General features: G+C 25.6%; 21 protein-coding genes. 12 read left to right on the top strand and 9 right to left on the bottom strand.

The window, feature by feature from the left end; genetic code table 11:
* Positions 1 to 7: 7 nt before the first annotated feature.
* Complete coding sequence (locus tag RYM86_RS00935; RefSeq protein WP_315076587.1) at positions 8 to 1,003, top strand: LacI family DNA-binding transcriptional regulator; 996 nt, start codon at positions 8 to 10, stop codon at positions 1,001 to 1,003.
* 105 nt (positions 1,004 to 1,108) lie between these two features.
* Here RYM86_RS00935 and RYM86_RS00930 read toward each other — a convergent pair whose 3' ends face one another.
* From RYM86_RS00930 to RYM86_RS00915, 4 genes are all read right to left on the bottom strand, one after another.
* Positions 1,109 to 1,537, bottom strand: a complete 429-nt coding sequence (locus RYM86_RS00930; protein ID WP_315076584.1) for a gamma-glutamylcyclotransferase family protein — start codon at positions 1,535 to 1,537, stop codon at positions 1,109 to 1,111.
* Positions 1,537 to 2,178: a pyroglutamyl-peptidase I gene (pcp, locus tag RYM86_RS00925; protein WP_315076582.1), complete on the bottom strand. Its 642-nt coding sequence runs from the start codon at positions 2,176 to 2,178 to the stop codon at positions 1,537 to 1,539. Before pcp ends, RYM86_RS00930 begins: the two co-directional genes overlap by 1 nt.
* A gap of 470 nt (positions 2,179 to 2,648) precedes the next feature.
* Positions 2,649 to 3,578 (bottom strand): DUF979 domain-containing protein, encoded by a 930-nt coding sequence (locus RYM86_RS00920; RefSeq protein ID WP_315076580.1) that lies wholly within the window; start codon positions 3,576 to 3,578, stop codon positions 2,649 to 2,651.
* 18 nt (positions 3,579 to 3,596) lie between these two features.
* On the bottom strand, positions 3,597 to 4,268 hold the full coding sequence (locus RYM86_RS00915) for a DUF969 domain-containing protein (protein ID WP_315076578.1): 672 nt from the start codon (positions 4,266 to 4,268) through the stop codon (positions 3,597 to 3,599).
* A gap of 383 nt (positions 4,269 to 4,651) precedes the next feature.
* Between RYM86_RS00915 and RYM86_RS00910 the strand changes: the two genes are divergently transcribed.
* A complete protein-coding gene (locus RYM86_RS00910; protein ID WP_315076575.1) occupies positions 4,652 to 5,176 on the top strand; it encodes a GNAT family N-acetyltransferase in 525 nt (174 codons plus the stop codon).
* A gap of 84 nt (positions 5,177 to 5,260) precedes the next feature.
* Here RYM86_RS00910 and RYM86_RS00905 read toward each other — a convergent pair whose 3' ends face one another.
* Entirely contained in the window at positions 5,261 to 5,716 is a 456-nt protein-coding gene (locus RYM86_RS00905; protein WP_315076573.1) for a DMT family transporter, read from the bottom strand.
* Positions 5,717 to 5,736: 20 nt separating this feature from the next.
* Complete coding sequence (locus RYM86_RS00900) at positions 5,737 to 6,159, bottom strand: DMT family transporter (protein WP_315076570.1); 423 nt, start codon at positions 6,157 to 6,159, stop codon at positions 5,737 to 5,739.
* Between the two features lie 127 nt (positions 6,160 to 6,286).
* Here RYM86_RS00900 and RYM86_RS00895 point away from each other — a divergent pair, with 127 nt between their 5' ends.
* Positions 6,287 to 6,973: a cyclic nucleotide-binding domain-containing protein gene (locus RYM86_RS00895; protein ID WP_315076568.1), complete on the top strand. Its 687-nt coding sequence runs from the start codon at positions 6,287 to 6,289 to the stop codon at positions 6,971 to 6,973.
* Between the two features lie 64 nt (positions 6,974 to 7,037).
* Here the strand turns inward: RYM86_RS00895 and RYM86_RS00890 are convergent, their stop codons facing one another.
* The gene (locus RYM86_RS00890) at positions 7,038 to 7,997 is read right to left on the bottom strand and encodes a cation transporter (protein WP_315076566.1); all 960 of its coding nucleotides are present in this window, start codon (positions 7,995 to 7,997) and stop codon (positions 7,038 to 7,040) included.
* A 573-nt stretch (positions 7,998 to 8,570) separates the two neighbouring features.
* On the opposite strand from RYM86_RS00890, the gene RYM86_RS00885 reads away from it, so the two are divergent.
* From RYM86_RS00885 to RYM86_RS00870, 4 genes are all read left to right on the top strand, one after another.
* The gene (locus RYM86_RS00885; RefSeq protein ID WP_315076563.1) at positions 8,571 to 9,437 is read left to right on the top strand and encodes a radical SAM protein; all 867 of its coding nucleotides are present in this window, start codon (positions 8,571 to 8,573) and stop codon (positions 9,435 to 9,437) included.
* A gap of 245 nt (positions 9,438 to 9,682) precedes the next feature.
* The gene (locus RYM86_RS00880; RefSeq protein ID WP_315076561.1) at positions 9,683 to 10,585 is read left to right on the top strand and encodes a chemotaxis protein; all 903 of its coding nucleotides are present in this window, start codon (positions 9,683 to 9,685) and stop codon (positions 10,583 to 10,585) included.
* A 253-nt stretch (positions 10,586 to 10,838) separates the two neighbouring features.
* On the top strand, positions 10,839 to 12,023 hold the full coding sequence (locus tag RYM86_RS00875; RefSeq protein WP_315076558.1) for an SAM-dependent methyltransferase: 1,185 nt from the start codon (positions 10,839 to 10,841) through the stop codon (positions 12,021 to 12,023).
* A gap of 185 nt (positions 12,024 to 12,208) precedes the next feature.
* Complete coding sequence (locus RYM86_RS00870; RefSeq protein WP_315076555.1) at positions 12,209 to 12,739, top strand: DUF5662 family protein; 531 nt, start codon at positions 12,209 to 12,211, stop codon at positions 12,737 to 12,739.
* Positions 12,740 to 12,861: 122 nt separating this feature from the next.
* On the opposite strand, the gene RYM86_RS00865 is transcribed toward RYM86_RS00870, so the two are convergent.
* Positions 12,862 to 13,008 carry a hypothetical protein gene (locus RYM86_RS00865; protein WP_315076552.1) on the bottom strand — a complete coding sequence of 49 codons (147 nt, stop codon included), beginning with the start codon at positions 13,006 to 13,008 and terminating at the stop codon, positions 12,862 to 12,864.
* 99 nt (positions 13,009 to 13,107) lie between these two features.
* Positions 13,108 to 13,956, bottom strand: coding sequence for an AraC family transcriptional regulator (locus RYM86_RS00860; protein WP_315076549.1), 849 nt, complete (start codon positions 13,954 to 13,956; stop codon positions 13,108 to 13,110).
* Between the two features lie 199 nt (positions 13,957 to 14,155).
* On the opposite strand from RYM86_RS00860, the gene RYM86_RS00855 reads away from it, so the two are divergent.
* From RYM86_RS00855 to RYM86_RS00835, 5 genes are all read left to right on the top strand, one after another.
* Positions 14,156 to 15,388, top strand: coding sequence for a dicarboxylate/amino acid:cation symporter (locus RYM86_RS00855; RefSeq protein ID WP_315076547.1), 1,233 nt, complete (start codon positions 14,156 to 14,158; stop codon positions 15,386 to 15,388).
* A 130-nt stretch (positions 15,389 to 15,518) separates the two neighbouring features.
* Positions 15,519 to 16,334, top strand: coding sequence for a RelA/SpoT domain-containing protein (locus tag RYM86_RS00850; RefSeq protein WP_315076545.1), 816 nt, complete (start codon positions 15,519 to 15,521; stop codon positions 16,332 to 16,334).
* A 242-nt stretch (positions 16,335 to 16,576) separates the two neighbouring features.
* On the top strand, positions 16,577 to 17,662 hold the full coding sequence (locus RYM86_RS00845; RefSeq protein ID WP_315076542.1) for an HD-GYP domain-containing protein: 1,086 nt from the start codon (positions 16,577 to 16,579) through the stop codon (positions 17,660 to 17,662).
* Positions 17,663 to 17,684: 22 nt separating this feature from the next.
* A complete protein-coding gene (locus RYM86_RS00840) occupies positions 17,685 to 17,900 on the top strand; it encodes a hypothetical protein (protein ID WP_315076540.1) in 216 nt (71 codons plus the stop codon).
* Positions 17,901 to 17,919: 19 nt separating this feature from the next.
* Positions 17,920 to 18,792 (top strand): NAD(P)-dependent oxidoreductase, encoded by an 873-nt coding sequence (locus RYM86_RS00835; protein WP_315076537.1) that lies wholly within the window; start codon positions 17,920 to 17,922, stop codon positions 18,790 to 18,792.
* The last annotated feature ends 1 nt before the right edge of the window (position 18,793 follow it).

Here is an 18,793-nt window from a genome sequence, read left to right as displayed (position 1 = left end):
TATTTTTATGAAGAAAACAACATTACTGGATGTAGCTAATCACGTTAATGTATCGAAAACTACTGTATCTATGGTATTAAATAATAAAAAAATAAATGTTTCAGAAGAAACTAGAAATAAAATTTTTAAAGCTGCTAAAGAGCTTAATTATATTCCAAATTCACTAGCAAGAACTTTAAGTACAAATAGAAGTTATACTATTGGATGTATTGTTCCAGATATAGAAAATCCTTTTTTCTCAGAAATTGCTAAAGCTATAGAAACGGAAGCAGAAAAGTATGGATTTAGCATGATATTATGTAATACATTAAATAGAGAAGAAAAGGAACAGCACTATATAGAATTATTAATAAGTAAATTAGTTGATGGAGTTATAATAGTTCCTAGCAAAGATGGAACTAACTCTTTAGACTTATTAATAAGAAATAATGTTCCATTTGTTGTTGTTGATAGAAAAGTTAAATACAAGGAAAAGTATAATGTAGTACATTGTAACAATAAAGAAGGAATAAAACTTGGAATTGAATATTTAATTGATAAATCTAAGAAAAATATAGCTTTTGTAGGTGGAATAAGACATGGGGTGGATACACGTATTGATTATTTTAAAGAACTTGCATCAGATTTAGAAATTTTAAATGAAGATATTATTGAAGAAGAGAACTTTTCCATGAATGGAGGAATAAGAGCTACTGAAAATATAATTAAGAAAAATAGAAATGTTGATTGTATTTTTTATAGTAGTGATGTAATGGCCATAGGGGGAATAAAGTATCTAATTAGAAATGGATATAAGATTCCCGAAGATATAAGTATATTAGGTTATGATAATATACACATATGTTCATTCATAGAGCCAGAGCTTACAACTATTGCTCAACCAATATATAAAATGGGGGAAGAATCATTTAAATTGTTACTTAAATCAATAAATAGTGATGAAAGTATAAAAGAGAATATAAGTTTAGCACCTTATTTGGTAGATAGAGAAACTGTAAAATAGAAAATAGTCATATTGGAATGAATAAGTGATATGAAAAAGAGACTTCATTATATTACATATTGCGAAGTCTCTTTTTACTATAGCTAGAATTAAATTTAATTCTAGCTATTTGTCATTTATCATATAATTTTTCCAATTACCATCTGGAATATGTACAGCTTTTTTATGGAATATTGAATCTATATCTTTATTGTAAAAATAAACATAACAGTTTTCTTTATTTTTAGTATTTGAATTTTCTACTTCTAAAAGAATTTTATTATATTCATTATTAGGGTTATCTGTGCTTATAAAGCCTTCCATATCATCAATAGCTTTAATTGTATTATCATAATCTTTAACGCTGATTATTTCTCCAATTACTTCACCATCACCAGGTAATATAGCAGGATAACCTTTATAAGGCATATGATATAAATGCATTCCTTTAAGTATAGCAGGTTTAACTTCAATTACTTTACCATCTAAATACTTGTTGTAGTTAAAAAAGCCTTCTCTTAAACTACCGTAAACGAAGATATTAATATTGCTCATTAGCAAATTTCTCCTTGAGTAGTTCTTATATCTGTGTTATTTTCAACTGCTGCTTTAACACTTAATTCTAATCCTTTAGAAATATCTTCAATTGACATAGAAGGCATATTTGCTTTATTAACCACTTGAGATGGTATATAAGGAACATGTATAAAGCCACCTTTTATATTAGGATATTTTTTATTTATCATATATAATACTCCGTACATAACGTGGTTACATACAAAAGTTCCAGCACTATTTGAAACTGAACTAGGAATTCCAGCGTCTTGCATTTCTTTAACCATAGCTTTTATTGGAAGAGTAGTAAAATATGCATTTTCTCCATCTTCAAATACTTTTACATCTATTGGTTGATTTTTCTCATTATCTTCAATTCTAGCATCATCAATATTAATGGCAACTCTTTCTGGAGTTATTCCAAAACGACCACCAGCTTGACCTATTGAGATTACTATATCAGGTTTATGAGCTAATATATTTTCTTCTATTTTTTCTAATGATTTTTTAAAAACAGTAGGGATTTCTAATTTTATTATTTCAGCATTGCTTATTGTATTTGGTAATTGTTTTACAGCTTCTAATGCTGGGTTTATACTTTCTCCACCAAATGGGTCAAAGCCAGTTATTAAAACTTTCATTTAAATTCACGTCCTTTTAATATAATGTTAATTTGTAGCTGTGTTTTAGTAGCGTGTTGATATATGCAATGTTATTTTTGCATATATCAACACATATTTAAAACACAGCATAATTTATAAATAGTTAAGCTTATATATAGAATGTAAAATACAATCTATATATAAGCTTATAAACACTTTAGTATTAAGAAACTTATAATAAAAAATTGTATTTTAAAGTTTCTTAAATTTATTTAATAACTAATTATAAAAAATAAATATTTTTATATAATATATTTTTAGCATAAGTAATTAGTTTTATTATTAAAATTTAAAAAGTGCAAATATTATTTATACTATAAAGTGTAATTATAATAAAACTTAGATTATTTTACAATACGAAAATAATTAAAAAGAGTATATAGTATGTTAAATTACTTTATATATTGTACTTATAAAGATATCAATATCATGTAAAAAATAACCATTATTTAAAACCCTAATGTATACATAAGAACTATATGTACTAATAATAAAATTAAAGCTAGTGGTGCTTGAGATTTTATTACTGCATTTTTATCTTTTATTTCTAATAATGCAGCTGGCAACATATTAAAGTTAGCAGCCATTGGAGTTAATAATGTTCCACAAAATCCAGCTGTTAAAGCTAGTGCTGAACATATTACAGGGTCTCCACCTTGAGCGAATACAAAAGGAACACCAATTCCAACAGTTATAACTGAAAATGCTGCAAATGCATTTCCCATTATTGCTGTAAATATAGCCATACCTAAGCAATAAGCAACAACTCCAGCTAAAGGATTACTTTGAGGTATAACCCCAGAAATAATGCTAGATATTCTATCACCAACTCCAGCAACAGTAAATAAAGCACCTAAAGAAGCTAAAAGTTGAGGTAATATTGCAAACACACCTACTGATTGGAACATTCTATTACTATCTTCAACAAATTCAATAGGCTTAGCTTTAGTAAGAATAAATGTAATAAGTAAAGCAGAAGTAGCTGATATACCTATAGCAACTGTTCCTGATAAAGGAGTAAATGAAGCAATAATCATTGCAATTATAGCTATTGTTAATGATGGTACAAATATCTTTAATCCTAATTGTTCTGCTTTTAAATTAGTAAATGTACTATCTAATTGTTTTAATGTACCCATATTAATTTGCTTGAATGCTGATAATAAAGCAATTACCACAATAAGAATACCAGTAACAATAGATGGTATTATTTTACCGAATATAAAAATTACAGATATTATTCCCCAAAACAATGCAGTACCAATTCTAGTTTTATGATTTTTGTCTTTTAAAGTAAATATCATTGTAATAGCCATATATAGACCTAGCATGATATAAAATACTTCTAGTAATATATTAGAAATTTGTTTAATATCCATTTAGCATTTCCTCCATAATTATTGATTTTTAGAACTATATTTTCTCTTTAGGTTTCTATCTAAAAGATAGTTTTGTACTATACACAAAATAAATGCAACTATTGCAACTGGTATAGATGCTTTAGCAATTTGAAGTGTATCAACATTTAAACCTAGAGTTTCTAAAGTACTAGCTATTAAAAGTACTCCGGGATTAGCCATGAATACATTTTGTCCAAAGAAATTCCCAATATTATCAGCAGCTGCTGAATAAGCTTTAATTTCATCTAAATCTTTTTCATCTAAATCTTTATATTTAGCAATTGAAGCACCTTCGGCCATTGGGCTAATAAGTGGTCTAACAAATTGAGGATGCCCACCAAGCGTAACTCCCATTGCAATTGTTGCTTCTCTTATAAAAGTATATCCACTTAAAAGAATTCCAGTTGATAGTCCTTTTGCCTCTTGAATAAGCATTATAGCCTTTGCTTTCAATCCATATCTTTCACATAAACCTATTACAGGTATAGTAAGCATAAATAGACAAGTTGTTCTATTGTTTATAAACGCATCACCTAAAGTAGTAAGTATTTCTGTAATATTCATTCCAGAAACTAACCCAGTTATAACACCAGCTGAAACTACTACAGCTATTGTGTCTAGTTTTAGTGCGAAACCTACTATAATTATTAAAATTCCTATTAATTCCATAAATATTTTGTCCTTTCAAATTATGTTTTTTTATTATTATACAGAAGTTCTTTATAAAAATCCATTAAAAAAATTAACCAAATTTAAAAAACAGTTAACAAAACAGTGTATTTAATTAAAAAAATATCAAAATAGAGCGTAAAATATCAAAAAACACCATTAAGTTTAATAAGAAGGAATTATATTCTTATTAAGTAATATTTAAGTTCATTTTTGGCAGTTTTAACAATGAATTGCAAGATATTATAATGTCAAAAATTACTATAATTTAAGTATAATTAAGGCGTTTCAATATCATTTTTAATAAATACAATTATTGTATAAATACATATTGCTATGGTATAATATGTAAAATTATATATAGAATTAAGGGGGAAGATATTATGAATAGGATTGAACTTATTTTACCAAGCAAAGAATTAAAAGAAAAAATTATGGATTACAAAAAGGAATTTATCATAAATAGAGATAATATGGATGGTACTGCAGGCTTAAAAAATGCTCCGAATTTTGAATCTTGGTTAGATGCAATTAAGGATAATTCAACAGAAGAAACAGTGAGAGAGGGATTTGTTCCATCCTCTACATATTTAGCCATAAGAAAATCAGATAAAAAAATTGTTGGAATGATAGATATTCGTCATAGTTTAAATGATTATTTATTAAACTTTGGAGGTAATATAGGATATAGTATTAGAAAATCTGAACGTAGAAAAGGATATGCAAAGGAAATGTTAAGTTTGGCATTAGATGAATGTAGAAAATTTAACATAGATAGAGTGCTAATTACATGTTATAAAGATAATATAGCATCAGCTAAGACAATTATTTCAAATGATGGGATATTAGAAAATGAAGTTTTAGAGAAAGATAAAATTACTCAAAGATATTGGATTGATTTATTATAAGTGAATATTAGTTATATGAATATAAAAAATATTAATATTTGTATATATAAAGTAGTAAAAGCCTTTGAAAATTTTTCAAAGGTTTTAATTTGTTTCACTTTCATTTACTTTGCTATCACTAAAATCTACATGCATATTATAAGCTAAGCCTGCAACTACTATTAATCCACCTATTATTTTGCTAAGAGGAAACTGTCTAGAAATCAACCAATCTAAGGCTATTCCAGTAAAAAGTTGGGCTACAAATATAAGCAATGTAACATAAAAAGCTGACATCTTTGGTGTTACTACACTGTTAAGGATAACAATAGCTACACCTAAAAGACCTCCTAAATAAGCATAAAATGGAACGTTATTTAATAAGGTAAATATAAATTTTTCTCTCATAATAAAAAAGAATAATATTGAAGTTATTGATCCTGTAAAATAATTAAAATAACTTGATTCTATAAGACCTATTTCTTTAGAAAGTTTTGTATTTAAAATTCTAGAAACTACTATAATTACGCCTGCTAATATAGACATTAATATATATATCATAAATTATCCTCCCTTTAATTCTAGAAGAAAGTCATAATACAGACACCAATTGTTATTATTGTAATGCCGATTATTTTTTTCTTATTAAATTTAATTTTTTGCATTCCTAGTAGTCCATATTGATCAAATACTATTGAGGTTAATGTTTGACCCAAAAGCCCAAGTGCCACTGGTAATGCTACTCCAATAACAGAAAAAGTTATATTGTTAAATAATATTGTAAAAATTCCAAGAGCACCAGCACTATAAAGATATAATGGTAAATGCATTTTAAAAGGTATTTTTATTTTTTTATAAAGCATAATTATAACTAAAGCAAAATAACCTAAAATGTGAATCACCATTAAAGAGGAATAATTTCCAATACCAGAAGATAAATCTCCATTACAAACAATCATAACTGCAATAAGTACACCGATTAATAAAGATAATAAATTATACATAGTCTCTCCTTATAAAAATATAATTCTTGATTTCTAAATTTAGTTTAAGCTATTATAAAGGAAATGGTATAGGACATATGTCATATTATAATGAAAATTATTAATGTCACAAAAAGGGGAGAAATTTTTGATTAAAGTAAATGATTTTGAAAAAATGCAAGGGTATATAGAAAAACACAAAATAAATGATATGTTTAGCAGAGATATGAGAGAATATATGTCTTTATATATGTTTGGTAAGAATGAGCATATATGTAAAGAAGAAGAGATTTTAAATAAAATGTTCTTTGTGGTTGATGGTAAAGCCAAGGTATATAAAAATTTAGAAAATGGTAAATCTGTATTATTATCATTTTATAATCCATTTACTGTAGTTGGAGATATTGAATTTTTAGATAATAATAGTGTAGATTGTAGTGTCCAAGCCATAAAAGATACATATTGCATTGGTATTGAATTTTCGATAATTAAAGATAAACTAATGGATGATTGTAAGTTTTTAAGAAATAGATGTAAACATTTAGGGGAAAAGCTAAGATGTAATAGTAAGAATAGCTCAATAAATTTGCTTTATCCTCTTGAAAATAGATTAGCAAGCTATATTTTAGCATTTGTAAATGGAGATAATAATCTAAGCTTTACATTTGAAGGTGGGTATAATGAAACAGCAGAATTATTAGGTACTAGTTATAGACATTTAAATAGAACACTAAATAAATTTTGCAGTGAAGAAATTATAAAAAAAGATGATAAGTCATACATAGTAAATGATATTGATAAACTTAAATATTTATCAGGTGATTTATATAGATAATTAAATACTTTAATAAATGAAAAGATAGCTTTATGCTACCTTTTTATCTGTTAAAAATAATAAATTATAAAATTAAAAATAATAAATAACAAGTAATTATACCTATTGAGGATATTATATAAGTAAAATTCTTTTTTCCTTTCAATAAGAAAAGCATAAGGGGAGTACCAATTGTCCCACATATAAGTAGATTTACTGTTTTAGGATCATTAAATAAATAAAGATTTCCCTTCATATAAATAACATCTGCAATAAATAAAACTAAAAAGTTAAATATATTACTACCTAAGATATTTCCAACTGCAATATTAAAATTACCTATTTTAGTAAGAGAAATACATGAAGTAACTTCAGGAAGGGAAGTAGCTATTCCTAAAAATAAAGCTCCAGCAAATCCAGTTCCTAAATTTAATCTTGCAGATATAATATCAGTGATATAAGTTATAAGTACACTAAATACAACTAATCCAATGCTTGTAAAAATGAATCTAATAATAATTTGCTTTAAAGTTAAATCAATAGAAGCAGCAACTTCATCAGCCTCTTTTTCTTTATATTCACTGTTATCATTAGCCATTTCTCTTAATCCAAAGCCATATAAGATAAGTATCAGTATAGATGTAAAGCTAATTGTTAAAATTTCAAAATTAAGTATATTAAGCATATTTAAAACAATTACTATGTAAATAAGGCATAAAAATATAGTAGTCATAAAATGACTCTTAGATATTTTAGATTTTTTAAATGAATTAATTCCAAATAAAATTAGCGCTGCGAGTATTGTTAAGTTAAAAAGGTTACTTCCTAGAATATTTCCAAGTGAAAGTCCAGGATTATCTAGCAACACAGTTGCAGATATACTAGTTAAAAGTTCTGGCAATGATGTTACTGTTGATAATAATATACCACCTATAAATGCTCCGGATAAACTTGTTGTTTTATCAATTAAATCAACATATTTTGCTGCTTTAATTGATAAGAATACAACAATTGATGCTACAATAGCATAAGATAAATAAATCATAAAAATCCTCCTAAGTATAATATTTTTTATGTATCTGCCATGAAATAAGTGTATGAAAAAATTTATAAGATGAATACATCCTCTTTTCATTCTTTGAGTTTATTACTTAAAACACAGCCTTATTTTATTACAATTTTAATTAAGCATTATATAATTTCCTAAAGAATAAAAAATGAGACCCATAGATAACATATTATTAATAAATATGCTATCTATGAGTCTCGTTTATTAAGATAATACCAGGCTTTATAGTCCATTATGTTGATATTATCACAACTTCATTGTTGCAAACTACTCCCCCATAGGATAAAGTACTAAGTCAGTATATCATCATATTTAAAGTAATGCAATTACAAAATAATATAATATTATTTAAATTTAATTAAGATAAAACGTTAGTTTAAGAATTTCACTATGCTTTAGCAGAATGTTGATGTATAAGTAAGTAAAGTGGGCTTCGTAACTATATTAATACTATTTTTAAATATAAAGTTATATTAAAATAGTAGTATAAATAAAACAGAATGTAGTTTAGAGATTTAAAACATAAAATATTAAGAGGAGGATATAGGCATGTATGATTATCCATTATATAGACCACCAAGTGAAAGTAACAGTCTTATAATACAAGCTACTTTAGGCTGCTCTCACAACAAATGTAGTTTTTGTAGTATGTATAAATCTAAAAAGTTTACTATAAAATCTGTAGAAAAGATGAAAATGGAGATTGATTATTTTAGGCAAATCTATGGTTATGCAGAAAAAATATTTTTAGCTGATGGAGATGCCTTGATTATTCCTATAAATGATTTAAAAGAAATATTGAAATACATCAAAAAAGTATTTCCTGAATGTATTAGAGTAACTTTGTATGGTTCTCCAAAATCAATTTTATTAAAAAGTATCCAAGAATTAAAAGAGTTAAAAAGTTTAGGATTGTATATGATTTATATGGGGATTGAAAGTGGTGATGATGAGGTTTTACTTGATATAAATAAAGGAGTTAGTAGTAAAGAATTAGTTGAAGCCACTAAGAAAGTAAAGGAATCAAACGTATTACTATCAGTAACTGTAATAGCAGGTATAGGTGGAAAAGAAAAGACCATGAATCATGCTATAAATACTGGTAAAATAATAAGTGAAATAGAGCCTGACTATTTAGGCGTACTTACTCTTATGCTAGAAAAAGGAACTGAGTTATACAATAAAATATTAAATAAGGAATTTAATATTTTGAATGATAAAGATATATTAGATGAAACAAAACTATTAATAGAGAATATAAATGTAAATACCCCAGTTGTATTTAGATGTAATCATGCGTCAAACTACATTTCATTAAAAGGAACATTGCCTATAGATAAAGAAAGGCTATTAAATGAAATTGTGTATTATCAAAATACAAATAATTTAAAACAAGAAGAATATAGAAGATTATGATTATATAGATAATGGAGGAATTAAGTATGATAACAATAGTAGCTAAATTAATAATAAAAAATAATAAAACGTAAAAATATGTTAATATAAATATATAATGTTTTGTACAAACGTAACTTTATTTTCAATATTCGATAAACTTAGATTAACTTTATACGAAAATTAAATAGAGACAATGGAATTTAATAATATTAAAAATAAATTATATTGGTTTCAATATTAGTTAAAAAAAAGGGGATGACAATGTGAAGAGTAATATACTATTAGAATCAGGTACAGGAGAATTAGAGATTATTGATTTTGTTGTTAATGGAACTCATTATGCAATAAATGTAGTAAAAGTTAAAGAAATAATTAAAATGCCAAATGAAAGTTTAACTAAATTACCAGATCCTAAACCTGAAGTAGCAGGACTTATATTATGTAGAGATGAAATTCTTACTTTAATTGATTTAAAATATACATTAACAAAACAAAGAAATCATGAATTAGGATCTAAAGTTATAATTTGTGAATTTAATAAAATTAAAGTTGCCTTTAATATTGATGATGTAGTAGGTGTACATCGTATTAAATGGGGAGACATAAGAAAGCCAGATGATTTATCTGAAAATTCATTATCTGTTGGAAATATATTATTAAACGATAAGGTTTTAATTATGTTAGATTTTGAAAAGATAGTAACAGATCTTTGTCCAAGCGTTGGAATAAGTGAAGATAGACTTGTAAAAGTAAAATATCAAGATAGATCTGATATAAAATTAGTATTAGCTGATGATTCTGCTTTAATAAGAAAGCTTTTAAAAGAAACGCTTACAAAAGCAGGATTTGCTAACTTAAGATTATTTAATGATGGGCAACAAGCATTAGCTTTTTTGAAAAATATAGCGGAAAACCGAGGAGAAAACTTTAGAGAAGATGTAGATCTTCTTATTACTGATATAGAAATGCCACAAATGGATGGTCTTACTCTTACAAGAAGAGTAAAAGAAGATGAAATTTTATATAAATTACCAGTAGTAATATTCTCATCATTAATTACTGATGAATTGAGACATAAAGGTAAATCTGTTAAAGCAGATGCACAATTAAGTAAACCTGAGATAGAAGAACTTGTTCTTGTTATAGACAAATTATTAAGCAAGTAGTTTGACGAAATAAAGGCAGAAAAGATTTAAATCATCTTTTCTGTCTTTTTATATTCACAAATTTTGAGGATTTTAAATAGAGCATAGAAGAAATCGCATAAGTCTTTAGCTTCCAGGTAATTCAAAACTATAAGATTTCATGAAATCTTAAGTAAAAGAGATTTTGTTCTATATCTTGTGTAAGGCGTATTTTTATAATATTATTAACTGTATATAATTTAAAGTTAAAATAAATGATAAGGTGTGTAACGATATGGAAGAATTTAAAAAAGTTATTAATGAGATTTTACAAGAAGAGATTATAAAATTAGTTGTTAGTAATAAAATGAACAAAGATGTTAAATACAATAAAATAACGTTTATTCTTAAAGAAAATGATAAGAGTAAGTATTATCAAATAGAGAAGTTTACTGATAAACAAGTTTTTCATGAAAATATAAATATAGATGATTTAGATAATAAAATCATGGAATATGTTGAAAATAATTATAAGCAACTTTCAGCATGGTCAAATGCAACTACATTTGATTTAAAGATATCTAAAAAAGGTAAGATATTTTTAGGAAAGAAAAAATCTGATAATAAAAGCCTTGCAAACAAATCTCATAATAAAGAGAAAAATTATATTTTAAAAGAAGGACTGATAATAGAGCCACTTATAGATTTAGGGGTATTTACTAAAGAGGGAAAAGTAGTTAACTCTAAATATGATAAGTATAAGCAAATAAATAAATTTGTAGAGATTATTGATGATGAAATTAAAAAGAATGACTATAAAGAACTTACAATTCTAGATTTTGGATGTGGAAAATCATATTTGACATTTGTACTTTACTATTACTTTGTAAAAATTAAAAATATTAATGTGAAAATGATAGGATTAGATCTTAAAGAAGATGTCATTAAAAAATGTAATGAAATTGCTAAAAGGTATAAATATGATAATTTACATTTTGAACTTGGAGACATAAATGGATTTAAGTATAATAATAAAGTAGATATGGTTATAACACTGCATGCTTGTGATACAGCAACTGATTATGCTTTATATAATGCAATAAAATGGAATAGTAAAATGATTTTTTCAGTTCCATGCTGTCAACATGAATTCAATAGTCAAATAAAAACAGAGTCTTTATCTATATTAACTAAGTATGGAATAATTCAAGAGAGAGTTTCAGCACTTATGACAGATAGTGTTAGAGCTAACCTTTTAGAATGCGTAGGATATAAAACTCAATTATTAGAATTTATAGATATAGCTCATTCGCCTAAGAATATATTAATTAGAGCTTCAAAAGCTAATATATCTGATAATAAAAAAGAAAAGTCTTTATCAGAAGTTAAGAATTTAATGAAACAATTTAATGTTAATCCAACATTGTTTAATTTACTAAAAAATGATAAATTAATATGCACAGAAACAAATGAAGCTTAATATAATAAATTAGAATGATTTAATGCTATAATATCAATACTCATTAAAATATAATTATTAAAAATAGAAAGCAGGCTTTTTAAGTTTGCTTTCTATTTTGGTTGTTTGTTTATTATAAAAAATGTTATGATTTATAAAAAGGACAAATAAAAATTAGTTAGACAATTTTATAGGATGTGGGAATAATGAATTCAATTAATCATTTTAGAACAATAACAAATCATAAATTGTTAGTTATGAAATATTGCTTTAAAGTTGGTTTATATAAACAAGGACTATTACATGATTTATCTAAATATTCTTGGGTGGAATTTTCAGCTGGAATAAAATATTATAGAGGTGATGTTAGCCCTAATGGAATACAAAAGATAAAAGAAGGGTACTCAAAAGCATGGCTTCATCATAAAGGACGCAATAAACACCATTTAGAGTATTGGATAGATTATGGAGTAAACATAAAAGAAGGTCTTGTTGGAATGAAAATGCCAACAAAATATGTAGTGGAGATGTTTATTGATAGAATGTGTGCTTCAATGAATTATCAAAAAGAAAGATATAGTGATAGAAGTGCATTAGATTACTATAATTTAGGCAAAGACCATTATATTTTACATGAAGAAACAAAAAAAATATTAGAATTCTTACTTAATAAACTTGCAAATGAAGGAGAAGAGACAACACTTTATTATATAAAAAATAACCTATTAAAAAAATGAGGTTATGTTTTAGTAGAATGTTGATATATTAATTATGATAAAGTTAGTGCTAAATTCATTTAATTTAACACTAACTTTAAAACTATTAACTAAAAATAGTTTTAAATATAAGGTTAGATACTTTAAAAATGAGTATCTATTTCTTTTCTTCTAATCTTTTTTAAGTCTTTTAATCTTAAATTAGTTTTTTCCATGATTGTATCAAAAGAATCTCCTGCAATCATCATTTCTTTAGCTTTTTCACGAGCCAATAGTTTATCATTACTCATATTTTAAATTCCTTCCTATAATAATTTAATCAGTATTTATCTTTTCCTTAGAAAAATAATATATACATTACATTAAATGGGGTTTTATGTATGGAGAATTTATTTCAGAAGTTCTCTTGGTGATTTGTTAAATAGTTTTTTAAAAGAACGCAGAAAACTAGAATAGTCATTAAAGCCGCATTTAATAGATGCTTTTAAAACAGCTTCACCATTTTCTATAAGGTCTTTTACTATTAATAATCGTTTTTGCAATATATAATTATGAAGAGTATAGCCGGTTTCTTTTTTGAATTTATGCATTAAATAATATTTACTTATAAAAAATTCCTTCGCTAAAAATTCAATAGAAAGATCTTTTGAGATATTAGTATTTATATATTTTAATATTTCTTCAATTTGTTTATCATATTTAAGAGATGATTCATCACTTATAAACATGTCTTCTAAGTAAATCCTATTTAAATAAATTAAGAACTGAATAAATAATGCATTATTTAAAAGTTTACTTCCAAAATCATTTGAATTTAATGAAGAATCTAATGAGCTGATAATGCTTTTTAATGAACTTTGCAATTTAATATCAAGTCTAATAAGATTAAAACTTTTTTTATTAGCCAATTTAAAACAAGTCATCAAATCACAATTATTATAATTGTGAGATTCTATGAAATTTGAATTAACCCAAATTACGATTCTTTCATAAGCTTCTGATGAATCTATTAGTGGTTTATGCACATCATGGTTATTCACAAGAAGTATATCCCAAGGCTTTAAAAAATAAGCTTTTCCTTCTATAAGGTAAGTTACCTTTCCAGATAAAAATATAATTATTTTGTTAAATTCATGATAGTGAAATTCAAATTCTTGATTTTTTTTATCCTTTATATGAAATAATTTAAAATCACTATGTAAATATCCAGATTTATTTCCATAATCAATTGTATTCATTCAAATGACAACCTTTCAAATAAGATATATAAATCATAGAGCACTTTTTACAATATTTCAAGCAATATATGCACTATTTATAGTTAAAATTTTGTATATAATAAAATTAATAAAGATATATTTTATGTAAAGAAATTAAAGGAATTATATTTTATTAAGAAAAGCAAAAAATAAAAATTCAATTAAGGAGGAATACACTTTGAAGTTTATAAAAAACTATAAATATTCAATAATTTTATTACTATCAATTTTACTTGGTGGTGTTATAGGACTTATAATGGGGGAAAATGCAAAAATATTTGAACCATTAGGAAAATTATTTTTAAATTTGATATTTACAGCATTAATACCAATTGTATTTTTCAGTATATCTTCATCAATAGCTAATATGGAGAGCTCTAAGAAGCTAGGTAAACTACTGGGGACAACTGTTATAGTATTTGGAGCAACTGCTCTCATTTCAGGAATATTAGGCGTGGCTAGTTTCAAATTATTTGATCCCACAAAAGGACTAGATTTATCTACATTTGGGAACTTAATTAATTCCAATCAAAATGAAACTATGAATTCAGTTGGAATATTAGAAAAGATTGTATCTAGTGTCAGTGTTGGTGATTTTTCAGAACTTTTAACAAGAAGTAACTTGCTTGCATTAATTTTATTTTCAATAATAGTAGGATTTGCCACAATGCTTTGCAAAGAAGAAGGCAAAGTGTTTGCAAAATTTTTAAATAGTGGTGCAGCAGTTACTATGAAAATTGTAAGTATAATTATGTATTATGCACCAATAGGACTTGGAGCATATTTTGCAAGCGTGATAGGAGAATTAGGTGGTCAAATTTTAACAGGATATTTGAAAGTATTTGTGCTATATACTGTTCTTTCAATATTATATTTCGGAGTATTTTTTACAATATATGCATATATAGCAGGTGGGAAAAGAGGAATTAAAAGTTTTTGGAAGAATTCAGTTGAACCATCAGTAACAGCAGTAGCAACATGTTCAAGTGCAGCCTGCATACCTGTCAATATAAAAGCAGCTAAAAAGATGGGAGTACCAGATAGTATAGCAAAGATAATAATGCCAATAGGGGTTAATATTCATAAAGATGGCTCAGTTATAGGTGGAGTATATAAAATTATGTTTTTATTTGGAATATTCGGACGTGATATGGAAAGTATGAGCTCATTACTAATTATATTAATTTTAGGGTTATTAATTGGAGCTGTTGTAGGAGCTGTTCCAGGAGGTGGAGCAATAGGAGAAATGCTTATATTAAGTATGTTTAACTTTCCACAAGAAGCACTTGCAATAATGCTTGTAATAGCTACAATAATTGATATTCCAGCTACACTATTGAATTCATCTGGCAATACTGTTTGTACAATGATGATTTCAAAATTTATGGGTAATAAACAAAATGAAATATAAATTCTATAATAGAATTTACTTAAATAGAGATATTTAGATAATAAAATGTTTAAATATCTCTATTTATATTATGAGAAAATTAGTGTAGTATTAACTTATAAGAAATTTTTTGGATAAGGGGAGTGTATTTATGAAAAAGGATTTTAATATAGATGAATTTTTATTAGAGTATCCACATATAAACAAAACAATAGAGAAATATAATATTAATATTGAAAACATGAAAGCAATATATAATGATTATATTGAGTATAAAGATTCTTATGAAAATCAAGCAGGATTTATAGCTAATATATTACGTTCTCAAGAGGTTATACATTCAGTAAAATCAAGAGTTAAAGAACCTATTAGACTTATAGAAAAAATTATAAGAAAAACTGAAGATAGAAAAGAAAAATATGGCGATGATTTTGAATTTACGGTAGATAATTATAAACAAGAAATAAATGATTTAATAGGAATAAGGGTTATACATATATTTAAGGAGCAGTGGAGAGAAATACATGAGTATATAATAAACACATGGAAAGTAGTAGAAATAACTGCTAATATTAGAGATGGAGATAATATTGAGGTCTTTGAGGAATTAGATATAAAAGTGAGATCAAGAGCTTCGGGATATCGTTCAGTACATTACTTAGTTGAATTCTGTCCAACAAATGAAAAAGTAGTTGCAGAAATTCAAGTTAGAACAATATTTGAAGAAGGATATGGAGAGATAGATCATATTTTAAGATACTCACACAATGAAATTCCAGAAATTTTAAAATCAAATTTATTATTATTTAACAGAATAGTTGGAAGTGCAGATGAAATGGCATCATTAGTTAATAATTTAAGTAAAGAATGGTGTGAAAAAGAGAAAAACTATATAAAAATGATAGAAGAACAAGATGCTGAAATAAATAGACTGAAAAATAAAATGACATGGATAGATGTAGAATAAAATTAAAAAAACATGGAGATTCAAAATAAAAAGTTTTAAATAAATGTAAAATATAAAAATTAAAATTTTGAGAATATATTGAGGAAAATACTATGGCTACATAAATGTACCAATAGTATTTTTCTTTTTTATTCTTTAGTATTTTTTCTGATAATTATTAGTAAAAAATATGTTAAATTTTACTTTAAAATGATAGAATATTAAAGTAAAAAGAAAAGTAAACTGGTTTAGGAGTGATTTAATTGATATTTGTACCTTATTACGAATTGAAAGCTGGAATGAAATTATCTAGCAATATACATCTAGGTAACAATAAAAAATCAAAAGCTTTTTTATTAAAGAAAGGTATGATACTAACAAATGAAAAAATAAAGAAAATAATGAATTTTAATGTTTTAGGTGCATACATTGATGATGGCAGAAAAAATCCAATATTAGATGATAACTTAAGAAAAAAATCTGTAGCAGCAATTAAAAATATTTTTGATATGTGTGAAAACAAGTATAAAATTATAGAAGAAAGTACTATAAAAGAAATAGAAGATATATCTGTAAAGCTTGTTAACAATATGTGCAAAAATGAAAAAACATCTATAGGTATAGCAGATTTACAATCATATGATGTCAATACATATCTTCATTCTTTAAGTGTTACAGTGATATCGATTGCAATAGGAAGTGCATTAGATTTAAGTAAGAAAGAATTATGCGATTTAGGTGTTTGTGGTTTGTTACATGATATTGGAAAAGTAAAAATACCAATAGAAATAATAGCTAAGCCATCAAAACTTACGGCAGAAGAGTTTAATGTTGTTAAAACGCATGCAGCATTAGGTGGGAATTACATTGAATCAAATAAATATATAGATAAGGACATATATTTAGGCGTTATAAGTCACCATGAAAAATTTGATGGGACAGGTTATCCTAATAAGCTAGAAAAAGAAGATATACCTTTGTTTGGGAGAATAATAGCTGTAGCAGATGTATATGACGCTTTAACAGGAAATAGACCATATAGAAATCCTATAAAACCTTTAGAAGCCATAGAATATATTATGGCAGGTGTTGGCAATAGCTTTGATTATAATGTTGTAAAGGCATTTTTAAAAAAAATAGAACCATATCCTATTGGATCATGCATAAAATTAAGTGATAACAGGCGTGCTACAGTTATTGGAGATAATATTACTAATCCATTAAGACCAATTATAAAAATATTACAAGAAAATGGAGATGAAGGAGAAGTAATAGATCTTCAAAATGATTTAAATGCAAGGAATGTTATAATTTTAGATATAGATTATAATTATCTTATTAAGAAATAAGAAAGGATTTATATAACTATTAATGGAAGATAAAGAATATATAAAAAAAGAAGCACAAATCTTATATAATTATATTTTAAATGATGGAGAAATTTTTGATAATAAAAAGCAGATATATGCAAGGATTTTTAATAATATAAAAGATACTGTTAAATGTCAAATTGGAGGATTAGAGTATTTAGATATATCTATAAGTGAAATTAAAGATATAATTAAAGAAGTAGTTAACAAATATTAAATTTAGGAGGCTATATAATATGAAAAAAATTGGATTTATTGGTGTTGGAGTAATGGGGAAATCTATGGTTAGAAATTTAATGAAAAAAGGTCTTGAAGTTTCTATCTATACGCGTACAAAGAGTAAAGTACTTGATGTTATTGAAGAGGGTGCTAAATGGTGTGATGACGTAAAAACGTGTGTACAAAATAAGGATTTTATAATAACCATAGTTGGATATCCTAAAGATGTAGAAGAAGTTTATTTTAATGAAAATGGTATTTTAGAAAATGCTAAGGAAGGTGCTTGTATTATAGACATGACAACTACAAGTCCTAAACTTTCAGTGAAAATATATAATGAAGCTAAAAAAAGAAATATACAAGCATTAGATGCTCCAGTATCAGGTGGAGATACAGGGGCTAAAAATGCAACATTAGCCATAATGGTAGGTGGAGATTTAGAAACCTTTAATAAATGTCATGATGTATTAGCTAGTATGGGAAACAATATTATATATGAAGGAAAAGCTGGAAGTGGTCAACATACTAAGATGGCAAATCAAATAGCTATTGCAGGGGCTATTTCTGGAGTTTGTGAAGCAATTACATATGCTAAAGGTGCTAATTTAGATGTTCAAAAGATGTTAGATAGTATAAGTACAGGAGCAGCGGGAAGTTGGCAAATGAGTAATATGGCACCTCGTATGTTAAAAGGAGACTTTGATCCAGGATTTTTTATAAAGCATTTTATAAAAGATATGAAATTAGCACTTGAAGAATCAGAAGAAGCATCATTAAATTTAGAAGTATTAAAAAAAGCTTTAGATATGTACAATACTTTGGATAAAAATAATCTAGGAGACTTAGGTACACAAGCTCTTATTAAGTATTATGAAGATTATTCTAAATAGA

It is taken from the genome of uncultured Clostridium sp. (genome assembly GCF_963527835.1).
Lineage (GTDB): Bacteria > Bacillota > Clostridia > Clostridiales > Clostridiaceae > Clostridium.
The sequence above is the reverse complement of the archived record's forward strand: the minus strand, read 5'-3'. Positions and strand labels throughout refer to the sequence as shown.

Excerpts from the sequence above, each read along its gene's own strand:
- RYM86_RS00935 (WP_315076587.1), top strand. The coding sequence starts at position 8 with ATGAAGAAAACAACATTACTGGATGTAGCTAATCACGTTAATGTATCG.
- RYM86_RS00930 (WP_315076584.1), bottom strand. The coding sequence starts at position 1,537 with ATGAGCAATATTAATATCTTCGTTTACGGTAGTTTAAGAGAAGGCTTT.
- pcp (WP_315076582.1), bottom strand. The coding sequence starts at position 2,178 with ATGAAAGTTTTAATAACTGGCTTTGACCCATTTGGTGGAGAAAGTATA.
- RYM86_RS00920 (WP_315076580.1), bottom strand. The coding sequence starts at position 3,578 with ATGGATATTAAACAAATTTCTAATATATTACTAGAAGTATTTTATATC.
- RYM86_RS00915 (WP_315076578.1), bottom strand. The coding sequence starts at position 4,268 with ATGGAATTAATAGGAATTTTAATAATTATAGTAGGTTTCGCACTAAAA.
- RYM86_RS00910 (WP_315076575.1), top strand. The coding sequence starts at position 4,652 with ATGAATAGGATTGAACTTATTTTACCAAGCAAAGAATTAAAAGAAAAA.
- RYM86_RS00905 (WP_315076573.1), bottom strand. The coding sequence starts at position 5,716 with ATGATATATATATTAATGTCTATATTAGCAGGCGTAATTATAGTAGTT.
- RYM86_RS00900 (WP_315076570.1), bottom strand. The coding sequence starts at position 6,159 with ATGTATAATTTATTATCTTTATTAATCGGTGTACTTATTGCAGTTATG.
- RYM86_RS00890 (WP_315076566.1), bottom strand. The coding sequence starts at position 7,997 with ATGATTTATTTATCTTATGCTATTGTAGCATCAATTGTTGTATTCTTA.
- RYM86_RS00885 (WP_315076563.1), top strand. The coding sequence starts at position 8,571 with ATGTATGATTATCCATTATATAGACCACCAAGTGAAAGTAACAGTCTT.
- RYM86_RS00875 (WP_315076558.1), top strand. The coding sequence starts at position 10,839 with ATGGAAGAATTTAAAAAAGTTATTAATGAGATTTTACAAGAAGAGATT.
- RYM86_RS00870 (WP_315076555.1), top strand. The coding sequence starts at position 12,209 with ATGAATTCAATTAATCATTTTAGAACAATAACAAATCATAAATTGTTA.
- RYM86_RS00865 (WP_315076552.1), bottom strand. The coding sequence starts at position 13,008 with ATGAGTAATGATAAACTATTGGCTCGTGAAAAAGCTAAAGAAATGATG.
- RYM86_RS00860 (WP_315076549.1), bottom strand. The coding sequence starts at position 13,956 with ATGAATACAATTGATTATGGAAATAAATCTGGATATTTACATAGTGAT.
- RYM86_RS00850 (WP_315076545.1), top strand. The coding sequence starts at position 15,519 with ATGAAAAAGGATTTTAATATAGATGAATTTTTATTAGAGTATCCACAT.
- RYM86_RS00840 (WP_315076540.1), top strand. The coding sequence starts at position 17,685 with ATGGAAGATAAAGAATATATAAAAAAAGAAGCACAAATCTTATATAAT.
- RYM86_RS00835 (WP_315076537.1), top strand. The coding sequence starts at position 17,920 with ATGAAAAAAATTGGATTTATTGGTGTTGGAGTAATGGGGAAATCTATG.